Raw genomic sequence first — 10,981 nt, 5'->3', positions numbered from 1 at the left:
GCAACTATCGCCGGGCGTGCGATACGGCGACGTACGCTGCGCGGATTCCGCGCGTGACCTGGAAGGACGAAGGAGAGATCGACGGAAAACCAGTGACTGCCTTTTGCCGTTTGGTTAATCGGAGAATGGTCAGCGCATCAGCCGAGCGGTCGGTCATTACGACGATCATTCCTAGGGGTTTCGGGCACATCAACACGGTCTTATCGTCAGCATTTCTTCGATCTGGCGACTTGGTCGACTTCACAGCAGTGACAAAGGCATTGCCAACGGACTTCTTCGTCCGAACGACCGGAAAGACCGACCTTTGGGAATCGAGTCTGCGTGGCCTTCCCGTTTTTTCGAATCGCAGGATGGCTCTTCGCACCCTTTCCCTCAACTGCCTCACCACCCACTACGCCGACCTCTGGCGCGAATGCTGGCAGGACGACTTCCGCGACGACCGTTTCGCCAGCAGCGATCCTCGCCTGCCGGCCGATTTCTTCGCCCGGCTCACCCCGGAATGGCAGCGCCACTGCGCTCTGCGCAGCGACTACGCGCGCCGGCAGGCGCTGGTGGAAATCGACGTGCTCGCCTCGCTGGCGCTCGGCCTGACGCTCGACGAGCTGCTGACGCTCTACCGCGTGCAGTTCCCGGTGATGCGTCAGTACGAGGCCGACACCTGGTACGACGCGCACGGGCGCATCGTGTTCACGGCCAGCAAGGGGCTGGTCGGCGTCGGCCTGCCGCGCAAGGCGGGCAAGCGCGACGCCCCCTGCGAGATCGTCTACCCGGACGGCAAGAGCCAATCGCGCGCGCTCGGCTGGGAAGATGCGCGCACGCTCCCGCTCGGCACCCGCATCCGCCGCCCGCTGCGCGACGACACGCTGCCCGGCGGCCCGGTGCAGCGTACGCTCGAGTACGTGGCGCCGTTTGCGCTGGCCGACCGCGAAGCGGACTACCGGCTGGCGTGGGCGCACTTTTCCGAAAGTTCATGAACGTATGCGCAAAACTCTGCGGAACATGCTGACCATCTATTAATCTATAGGTTAAGATTTGAGACTCGTCGCTCTCGGTGAAAAGCGTTTCAAGGTGGCTGCCGTCGTGGAGGGCGATGAAGTGCCGGTCTTGCGCTTCCTCCAGGATGCCCCGTCCGACATGCAGGGCAGCGCGCGCGGCATGCCGGCGCTGTTCGACCGGTATGCGACGGAGGGAAGGCGATTGTTGAGTACCGAGGTGTTCCACGAGGCAAACAAGGAACAGGGCATCTGGGAGTTCATCAAGGGACGCTTGCGGGTGTTCTGCTTCGTGGATACGGATGGCACTCTGCTGGTGCTGACCCATGGCGCAGTGAAGAAATCGAGAAAGGCGGACCCGATGGAGATCGCCCGGGCAGTACGGATCAAGGATGCCTTCCTTGTGGCAAGGCGGCAGGGAACGCTGCAATGGGAGCCGACGAAATGAGTGGCGTACAGGAACAACTGAACTGGCTGGCCGAAGTCGAGAGATCGCCGGAATACGCGGCGGAGCAGGCCAAGATGGATTTCGCCGTCGGGATCGAACGGCGCATGGAGCAACTGGGCATCAAACGCAGCGAACTTGCCCGCCGGCTTGGTACCAGCGCGGCCGCGGTAAGCGTGGCGTTGCGCGGGGATGCGAACCTGACGATCGAACGCATGGCGCGGATGGCGCACGCGCTGGATGCGCGGGTGAGCGTGCATGTCGCCGCCAGGTCGAGCAGTGTACGCTGGCTGGAGATGCACGACGGCGTGCCCCGCGAGCAGATCAACAATGGCAAGACCTGGGCGCAGGCACAGAGAGGTGGAAAGCGTGGAAATGCCATTCCCATTGCGGCTTGAGGAGTTGTTTTTTCCGATCCAGGAAGTGCGTGCCAATGCCGAGCACGACCCTCAGGGCGAGCGATCGGGCACCAACCTGAAGCAATCCTTCAACATTCAGGCAATCGATGGACCGCCGGGAACGTTTGGCGTCGACCTGGTTGTCGAGTGCGACCGCGAGGCGAGCGTCAATCCGCCCTATTTCTTCCAGTTGCAGGTCTACGCGATCATGCGCCTGGAGGCTGCGCTCGACCCGGCCGCCGCGCATGCCCTGGTGGCGACTACCGGGTTTTCCGTGGTGGTCGGCGCCGCGCGCGAACGCCTGCTCGAGCTGACCTCGCGTGCGCCCTGGGGGCGCTTCATGATGGGAATTTCGCAACTGCTTGCGCAGCCCGTCGCCGAGGCGGGCGGCAGCACGCATTGACCGTACCTGATGCTACCGCTGACTGTCGCCAATGAGGTCCGCCGCAGCGTCGCCGATTTCCTGAGCAGCGCGTTCCCATCGACAACGCCGGGTTTTCAGACGCTGATCGAGCGCTTCCTCGAGCAACCCGGCAGCCTGTTTCGCGGGCCCTATCTGTCGCTCGCGCTGCCCTTTCGCAGCGGCGCGGCGGAACAGTCCTTCTCCTGGTTGCCGGCCACGTTCACGCCGCATGCGCATCAGTCGCGCGCCTGGCAGCGACTGACCGGCGACGACGCACGCTCGACGCTGGTGGCCACCGGCACCGGCTCGGGCAAGACCGAGTGTTTTCTGTATCCGATCCTCGATCATTGTCGCGCGCAGGCCGCCCTCGGCCGCGGGGGGGTGAAGGCGATCCTCCTCTACCCGATGAACGCGCTCGCCAGCGACCAGGCCAGGCGCATCGCCAAGGAGATTCTTGGCCGTCCGGAGCTGGCGGGAATCAGCGCCGGGCTGTACGTCGGCGACGCGGCGGACGAGGAAGCCGACGCGGTGAAGCAACTGGCAGATGGGTCGTATTCGGTGATCACCCAGCGCGCGGAAATACGCAAGCGTCCGCCGGACATCCTGCTGACCAACTACAAGATGCTCGACTTCCTGCTCATTCGCGCCGATGACGCGCGACTGTGGGCCGACAACCGTCCCGACACGCTGCGCTATCTGGTGGTCGATGAACTGCATACCTTCGATGGCGCGCAGGGCACCGATCTCGCCTGCCTGATCCGGCGCGTCAAGGCGCGTCTGGAAACGCCGCCCGGGCAACTCGTCTGTGTCGGCACGTCGGCCACGCTGGGTGACGATGGCGAGCGTTCGCTGCTCGACTTCGCCGGCGACGTGTTCGGCGAGAAGGTCGACGCCGACGCGGTGATTGGCGAAGACCGTTTGTCGGTCGGCGAGTACCTGGCCGAATGCACGGTCGAACACATGCACTGGCCGCGCCCGGCCGACGTCGACCGACTCGACGGCAGTCGGGCAAGGTCGGTCGCCGCGTATCTGGCCGATCAGTATTCGCTCTGGTTCGACGAGACGGTGAGCCCCGACGAGGTTGAACGTTTCGACTGGCGAGTCGCGCTCGGCGAACGCCTGCAGTCGCACGTGGCGTTCCAGAACCTGTTGCGTGATATGGACAAGCTCGGCCGGCGCGCTGTGCCGCTCGATGACCTGCTGTCGCGCGTGGGTCGTCGCCTGCGCGCCGAGGAACAGACGGTTTATCTGGCGCGCTGGCTGGAGAGCCTGGTGGCGCTGATCGCCCACGCCCGCCGCAAGAAAGTACCCGGCAAGCCGGCGATCGAAGGCGAAGACGATCTGTTGCCGCTGCTCGTGCTGCGCGTCGAACTCTGGTTGCGCGAACTGCGGCGCATGGTGGCCAAGGTGTCTGGCGAAGCCGTGCTGCGCCATCAGGCCGACCTCGGGCGTGCCGACCACGGCCTGCACCTGCCGGTGATCCATTGCCGCGATTGCCATGCGATGGGCTGGGGGGCGACGATCGCCCGGACCAGCCCGAATCAGTTGCACGCCGACCTGTCAAGCTTCTACACGGCGTTCTTCGCCGAAGACGTGTCGACGCGCTTCGTCTTCCCCGCTGGCGCGGCGCAGCTCGACCGGCGCGTTTTCGAGCCGAAGAAGCTGTGCGTCGCTTGCGGCAGCCTGCATGCGCTCGAGCACACCCGGTGCAACCATTGCGGCGCCGGTGCGGACGCTACGCCGGAGTTGCTGCGCGTCGATCTGGCGGCCAATCGCAAGGTAGTGCGGCGCAACGGCAGCCCGCTCAGCGTTGCACATCACCATTGCCCGTTTTGCGGCGGGCACAAGACGCTGACCATTCTCGGCTCGCAGGCGGCCAGTCTGGCCAGCGTGTCGATCAGCCAGTTGTTCGGCAGCCGGTTCAATGCCGACAAGAAGCTGATTGCTTTCTCCGACTCGGTGCAGGACGCCGCGCACCGTGCCGGCTTCCTCGCTGCGCGCACCTGGCGCCTGAATCTGCGGCCCGCTTTGGCGCAGGTGATCGCTGCCGCCGACGCCGCGGGCCAGCCACTGACGCTGGCTGCCCTGTATCCCGCGTTTGCCCGGCACTGGCAGGAGCGCCTCGGGCTTGCCGGTTTCGTGGCGAACTTCCTGCCGCCGCAATTGAACTGGCTGCGCGATACGGAAACGCTGTTCGCGACCGGCGAGCTGCCGGCGGACAGTGACGTGCCGCGCTTGATGGCCAACGTGCTGCCCTGGGTGGTGCTGGCCGAGTTTGGCCAGGATGCGCATGTCGGACGTACGCTGCCGGCCACCTTGACCGCCAGCGTGCAGGTGGACGACGACCTGTGCGAACAGGCGACGGCGGCACTTGCCGCCCGCCTGGGCGAGGAAATCGAGATCCTGGCCGATGTGCCCGTGCATCACGTGCGGCGATTCATCGTCGGCCTGCTCGCGCGCCTGCAGGAAATTGGCGCCTGGTGGGACAAGGGGCTGGTGTTCTACGCCAGGCAGGGCGCACGGCCGTTCGCCTATAAGAAGAACCCGGCCGAGTATCGCCTGCTCTCCGGGCCGCGACCGCCGCGCTTCCTGACCGTGCCGGAATACTTCAATTGCGACAGCGTGCTCGCCGATACGACGGGGGTCCATCGCGACTGGGCCTGCAAGAGTTTCCCGGCCCTGGCGTCGCTGGCGCTGGGCGCCGACGCCGTGATCGCGGAAGTCTATCGTCTGGCGCTGCAGGTCTTGCAGCAAGCGGGAATTGCCCGCGCCGAAGAGAGCGAGAAGGGGGTCGCCGTCTGGGGATTGGTCCCGGATGTCTTTCTTCTGCGCACAGGTGGCACGCGCTGGCAGTGCAACGCCTGTCGCCAGTCGCTGCAGGCGGCCAGCGCGCTCGATCTGGCCGGCGAGCCTTGTCGACGCCTGCGCTGCACGGGCCGGCTCGAAGCGACGGGCGATCCGGCAAGCGAAGAAGCACCGCCAGCTTGCGTATCCGCCAGCGACGGCGGGCCGGACGCCGCGCAGCGCCGGGGCAGGCAGGGCGGCTTCCATCGGCGCCTGTACCTGTCGGCCGAGGTGCAGCGCATTTTCGCGCGCGAACATACGGGGATGCTCGAGCGCGCGACGCGCGAGGGAATCGAGCGGGTGTTCATGAGCCGGGAAGCCCGACCGGGGAAGGTCAATCTGTTGTCCGCGACGCCGACGCTCGAGATGGGGATAGACATCGGCGACCTGTCGGCAACGCTGCTCTGCTCGGTGCCGCCGGCGCAGGCGAACTACCTTCAGCGCGCGGGTCGCGCCGGACGGGCAACGGGCAACGCTTTCCTGCTGACCTTGGCGACGGCGCGCCCGCACGACCTCTATTTCTGGGCGTCGCCGCGCGAGATGGTGGCCGGCAACGTCGCCGCGCCCGGCGTCTTCCTGAACGCCTCGGCGGTCCTCGAAAGGCAACTGACCGCCTGCACGCTCGACGCCTGGGTGCGCGCCAGCGGCGCCAAGGCGCGCATCCCGGCGACCATCCGGCCTGTCCTGGGAGCCGTGCTGAAGTCGAATCTGGCGCATTTTCCCTATCCCTGGCTGGACTTTGTCGAGCACCACCGCGCTTCCCTGCTCGATCGCTTCCTGCGCATGTTCGCGCACGGCGCCAGCACGCTGACCGCCGCGACGCGTGCCTGGCTGACCCGGTTCGTCGAGGGCGACGCGGGCACCGAGGGAAGCTTCGCGTGGAAGATCGTCAGCCACCTGCGTTCCATCGGCGAAGACGTCGAGGAGTTGCGCCGGCGCCGCGAGCGGGTCGACGGCGAAGTCAAGAAGATCGACGGCAAGCCGCTGAAGGGCGAGAGCGACGAAGACGAAATGGCGGAACTGCGCCAGGAGAGCGCGGCGCTCGGCAAGCTGATTGCGGCGATTTACGAGCGGGCGACGCTCAACGTTCTCACCGACGAGGGGCTGTTGCCGAACTACGCGTTCCCGGAACAGGGCGTGCTGCTGCAGTCGGTGATCCTGCGCCAACGCAAGCCTGGGACGACGGTCACGGCAGCCGACCCGCGGCCCGCGCTGACGCTGGAATACGAGCGACCGGGTGCGGCGGCGATCGTCGAGCTGGCGCCGGGCAGCGTGTTCTACGCCGAGAACCGCAAGGTCAGCATCGAGCAGGTCGACGTTTCCAGGGACCGCCCGAGCAAGTGGCGCTTCTGCCGTCAGTGCTCGTATGCGGAAGCCGACGGTCGGGCAACGAAGCGCGACGCCTGCCCGCGTTGCGGCGACCCCGGATGGAGCGACATCGGACGCGTGCGCGACATGCTGCGGCTGACCAAGGTGTATGCGCGCACGGCGGAACATCTGGCGAGTATCGCCGACGATACGGATGAGCGCGAACGCCGCTTCTTTGTTCGTCAGGCCCTGGTCGATAGCCCGCCGGACGCCGTACGCCAGGCGTTTGCCATCGCGCGCAGCGAGTTTCCTTTCGCCTTCGAGTTCCTCAACCGCGTGTCCTTCCGCGAGATCAACTTCGGCGAGCGCCAGCCCGATGGCGCGCCGATGACGATTGCCGGCAGCGAACAGCCGCGCCCGGGTTTTGCCATCTGCCCCGATTGCGGCACCCTGCAGCGGCGCCGGCGGGCGGGCGAGGAGTTCCGCAATCATGCCCCATACTGCCCGCGGCGCCGCGACGAACAGGCGATCACGCAGCGCTGCGTTTTCCTGTACCGCGAATTCGACAGCGAGGGCATTCGCCTCTTCCTTCCCGAAGCAAGCTTCGGCGGCGCCGACGAGCGCCTGCAGTCGTTCGTTGCCGCTTTACGCCTCGGCCTGTCACGGCGCTTCCGCGGCGCGGTCGACCACCTGCGCATTGCGCTGGATATTCGTCTGGCCAGCGGAGAAGAATCGCCGCGCCAGTATCTGGTCATCTACGACAGCGTGCCGGGCGGCACCGGCTACCTCAAGGAACTGATGCGCGACGAGCATCCGCTGTTCGAGGTGTTCGCCGCCGCGCTTACGGCGATGGACGAGTGCGAGTGCAACCACGATCCGGAGAAGGATGGCTGCTACCGCTGCCTCTATGCGTACCGCAACAGCCACGATCGCGAGCGCATTTCGCGGCGCATGGCGCAGAAGCTGCTGCGCGAGATCCTGGATCATCGCGCGCAACTGGCACCGCTGGACAGCCTGGCGCAGCTCAAGCCAGCCAACCCGCTGTTCGATAGCGAGCTCGAGGCGCGTTTTCTCGAAGCGCTGCGCCGCCCGGGGGCCGACCCGCTCGATCGCTGGCGGGTGACCGATGTCCTGGTCAAGGGCAAGCCGGGATACCAGGTATCGTGCGCGAGTTCCGGCGGAAGGCGCTGGCGGCTCGAACCGCAGGTCGAACTCGGGCCCGGCGATGGCGTGGTGATTCCTTCGCAACCGGATTTCGTCTTCTGGCCGGACGACGACCGCGGCGATTGCCCGGTGGCGGTCTTTCTCGACGGCTGGCAGTTTCATCGCGAGACGATCGAGCAGGATCTGGCGAAACGCATGGCGATCGCCAAGAGCGGCCGTTTCTCGGTGTGGACGCTGACCTGGGCGGATGTCGAACAGTGGCTGAAGCAGAGCAGCGAGCCGGCCGCTTCGCCCTGGCCCGCCTGTCTGTCGTCGACGCGGGATGTGGTCGGCGATCTGTACCGGAGGCTCGGCCTGGCGCACATGCTCGGGCTGCGCGCGCTGCCGACGATGGCGCAGTTGCGCACCCGCCTGTGCACGCTCGATCACGAAATGATGCGCCGGCACGCGTCGATTCTCGCTCTCGGCATTCTGCTGCCCGATGGCGATCCGGCGACGGCAGTCGCCCTCGAGGGCTCGGCGCTGGGCAGGCAGTTGCTCGAAGCCGGGCTGGTCGCTTTGCCCGCCGATGCCGATCGGCGAATTGGCGGACGGCAACTGGCTGAGGGGATGATCCGGCTGGCGACCGGGATTGCAGCCTCGCAGGTCGCCGGCTTGCTCGCCGGCCAGTTCAGTCGCGACACCGAGCCGGGCGGACTGCTGGCCTGGCAACCATCCGAGAATACGCCGGAGAAGGAACTGCAGAAGGGATGGCACGCGCTATGGCAGGTCGTCAATCTGCTCTCCCCTCTGTCGCGCTTCTGGGCGGGCAGCGAAAACGCGGGGGCGTGGACTTCGTTGCGCGATGCGCCGCTGGTGCACAGCGCGGCTCGGGGCATGGATCCCGTCTGGATCGAGCTTGCCGATTACGCCGCACGCGAAGTTCAGGGATGGCTCGAAACGCTGGCCGCGCAAGGGCTTGAAGCGCCCGTCGCGGGCTACGAGTTGCTCGACGAAAAAGGCCGCGTCGTCGCCGAAGCTGAATTGGCGTGGGTCCGCCGAAAAGTCGCCGTGCTGCTCGGCGGCGAGTCGGAGTCGCTGGCATCGTTCAGCAAGCACGCTTGGCGATGCTTCGTAGCAACCGGCGGCGAGATTGATCCAGCGCTGTTGATGGTCTTACAGGCCGAGGAGAATTCTGATGCATCCGCCACCCAAGATTGCCTTGTCCGATGATTTCCTGAAGTCGTTTGCGGCGATTCCGCGCGACCGGCAACAGGCCGTCTTGAAGTTCGTTGCCCAGTTCCGCCAGAACCCGCGCGCGACCGGCATCAATTACGAAACCATCCGCGAGGCCACAGATCCCAACATGCGCTCGGTGCGCATCGATCAGGCCGTGCGCGGGATCGTCCTCAAGCCGCTTACCGGTGACGTCTACTGCCTGCTCTGGGTGGACCGGCATGACGACGCCTACCGCTGGGCGCGAACGCATCGGGTAGACATCCACCCCGACCTGGGCAGCATCCAGGTGTATGCGGTAGAAGAGCACGCTGCGCACTCCCCAGACGCCGCTGCGGCCTCGACCGACCGGGCAGAGACGGCACAGAGCGGACTGTTCGCGCGCCTCGGAGAGCGCGAAATCCGCCGTATGGGCGTTCCCGAAGGTGCGCTGGCGCGCGTGCGCCAGATCGTCAGCGACGAGCAACTCGAAGAGCTGCAGCCGCACCTGCCGGACGACGCGTTTGAGGCTCTCTACCTCTACGCCGCCGGCGAAAGCTACGAGAAGATCATTGCCGAGCGCGAAGTTTCGCCGGCAAGCGTCGATACCTCGGACTTCGCCACGGCGCTGGAGCAAGATGCCAGCCGCCGGCACTTTCTCGTCCTCACCGACGACAGCGACGTGGACGCCTTGCTCGCCGCCCCGCTCGAACGCTGGCGCGTCTTTCTCCACCCCAGTCAGCGCCGCCTGGTAGCGCGCGCGTGGAGCGGTCCGGTGCGTGTATTGGGCGGAGCCGGAACGGGCAAGACCGTCGTGGCGATGCACCGGGCCGCCTGGCTCGCGCGCAGGTTTGCCGACGTTCCCGGCAAGCCGGTACTCTTCACCACCTTCACGCGTACCTTGGCAGATGACATTCGCTCGCATCTGGCCGTGCTGTGCACCCCGGCGGAAATGGAGCGCATTGCCGTCACCAACATCGATCAATGGGCGCTCGGCCTGCTGCGCCGCTTCGGCTATCAGCATGAGTTGCTCTACGACGAAGCGCGTCGCCGAGAGTACTGGCGCCTGGCGCTGACACGCGCACCGGCAGGAAACACTTTCCCGCTTGCCTTTTTCCGCGCCGAGTACGAGCGCGTCGTTCTTCCGCAAGCATGCGAAATCGCTGACGACTATCTGCGCGCCAGTCGGCTGGGGCGCGGCGGGCAGCTCGGCCGCGTGCACCGCAAGGCGCTCTGGCCCGTCTTCGCCGAGTATCGCGCGCAACTGCACGGCGCCAACCTGCGCGAACCCGAGGAAGCTTTCCGGGACGCGCGCGCCCTCCTGCTCAGCCAGAAGGAATCACTCGGCCTGCGCGCGATCATCGTCGATGAAACGCAGGACATGAGTGCGGCAGCGCTCGCTCTGCTGCGTGCCGCGGTCGCCAGCGGTGAAAACGACCTCTTCCTGGTCGGCGACGCGCATCAACGGATCTATCGTCACCGCGTCGTCCTCAGCCGGCTGGGGATCGACATCCGCGGGCGCAGCCACCGCTTGCGGGTGAACTACCGGACGACGGACGAAATCCGACGTTGGGCTGTCGCCCAGTTGGCGGGTTGCGCCGTGGATGACCTGGACGGCGAGCTGGATACGCTCAAGGGCTATCGCTCGCTGACGCACGGCACGCAGCCGGACGAGGTTGCGCTGCCCGACGCCAGGTCCGAAGCCACTCGTCTGGTGGCACTGATTCGCGAATTCCAGGCGGATGCCGTGCAGCCGGGCGACATCTGCCTGGTCTGCCGGACGAACGAGGAGGTCGATCATTACCAGGCTGTCTTGCACGCTGCCGGCATCGCAACGCTGAGACTCGAGCGCAACACGGCGGACGATCGACGCCTCGCCGGCGTCCGCCTGGCAACGATGCACCGCGTCAAGGGGCTCGAGTTCGAGGTGGTGATTGTCGCTGGCTACCGAACGCCGGCGTACTACGCCGAAGAGTTCGCGCGTGAAGAAGACGCCGGAGTGATCGAGGACACGCTGCTGAGCGAACGTTGTCTGCTCCATGTTTCGGCGACGCGTGCCAAGCGCCATTTGGTGATCCTGCGCCGGGCGCAGTAAGCGCGACCAGACGCCCGCGTCGCGGCTGGAGCGCGCTCGCTGTCGCCTTGCCGGCAAGCGGCACTGATCACTTCGAGTCCACCCCGGCGAGCGAAATCGGTTACGCTGCGCGCGCTTCCACGTTTTCCTCCGGCCATG

General features: G+C 66.3%; 6 protein-coding genes. All 6 read left to right on the top strand.

Annotated features, from left to right (window positions below; translation table 11 throughout):
- Positions 1–350 precede the first annotated feature (350 nt).
- The 6 genes from RKP46_RS07390 to RKP46_RS07365 are packed head-to-tail and all read left to right on the top strand — an operon-like array spanning position 351 to position 10,843.
- On the top strand, positions 351–974 hold the full coding sequence (locus RKP46_RS07390) for a hypothetical protein (protein ID WP_311106048.1): 624 nt from the start codon (positions 351–353) through the stop codon (positions 972–974).
- 58 nt (positions 975–1,032) lie between these two features.
- The gene (locus RKP46_RS07385; RefSeq protein ID WP_300331345.1) at positions 1,033–1,440 is read left to right on the top strand and encodes a type II toxin-antitoxin system RelE/ParE family toxin; all 408 of its coding nucleotides are present in this window, start codon (positions 1,033–1,035) and stop codon (positions 1,438–1,440) included.
- A complete protein-coding gene (locus RKP46_RS07380; protein WP_300331344.1) occupies positions 1,422–1,835 on the top strand; it encodes a helix-turn-helix transcriptional regulator in 414 nt (137 codons plus the stop codon). Before RKP46_RS07385 ends, RKP46_RS07380 begins: the two co-directional genes overlap by 19 nt.
- Positions 1,813–2,238 (top strand): hypothetical protein, encoded by a 426-nt coding sequence (locus RKP46_RS07375; protein ID WP_311106047.1) that lies wholly within the window; start codon positions 1,813–1,815, stop codon positions 2,236–2,238. The genes RKP46_RS07380 and RKP46_RS07375 overlap by 23 nt, the downstream gene beginning before the upstream one ends.
- Before the next feature lie 9 nt (positions 2,239–2,247).
- Entirely contained in the window at positions 2,248–8,766 is a 6,519-nt protein-coding gene (locus tag RKP46_RS07370; protein ID WP_311106046.1) for a DEAD/DEAH box helicase, read from the top strand.
- Positions 8,732–10,843 carry a UvrD-helicase domain-containing protein gene (locus tag RKP46_RS07365; protein ID WP_311106045.1) on the top strand — a complete coding sequence of 704 codons (2,112 nt, stop codon included), beginning with the start codon at positions 8,732–8,734 and terminating at the stop codon, positions 10,841–10,843. Before RKP46_RS07370 ends, RKP46_RS07365 begins: the two co-directional genes overlap by 35 nt.
- Positions 10,844–10,981: the final 138 nt, after the last annotated feature.

Source organism: Accumulibacter sp. (assembly GCF_031732815.1).
Taxonomy (GTDB): Bacteria; Pseudomonadota; Gammaproteobacteria; order Burkholderiales; family Rhodocyclaceae; genus Accumulibacter.
This window is presented reverse-complemented; position numbering and strand designations above follow the sequence as displayed.

Excerpts from the sequence above, each read along its gene's own strand:
- RKP46_RS07365 (WP_311106045.1), top strand. The coding sequence starts at position 8,732 with ATGCATCCGCCACCCAAGATTGCCTTGTCCGATGATTTCCTGAAGTCG.
- RKP46_RS07370 (WP_311106046.1), top strand. The coding sequence starts at position 2,248 with ATGCTACCGCTGACTGTCGCCAATGAGGTCCGCCGCAGCGTCGCCGAT.
- RKP46_RS07390 (WP_311106048.1), top strand. The coding sequence starts at position 351 with ATGGCTCTTCGCACCCTTTCCCTCAACTGCCTCACCACCCACTACGCC.
- RKP46_RS07380 (WP_300331344.1), top strand. The coding sequence starts at position 1,422 with ATGGGAGCCGACGAAATGAGTGGCGTACAGGAACAACTGAACTGGCTG.
- RKP46_RS07375 (WP_311106047.1), top strand. The coding sequence starts at position 1,813 with ATGCCATTCCCATTGCGGCTTGAGGAGTTGTTTTTTCCGATCCAGGAA.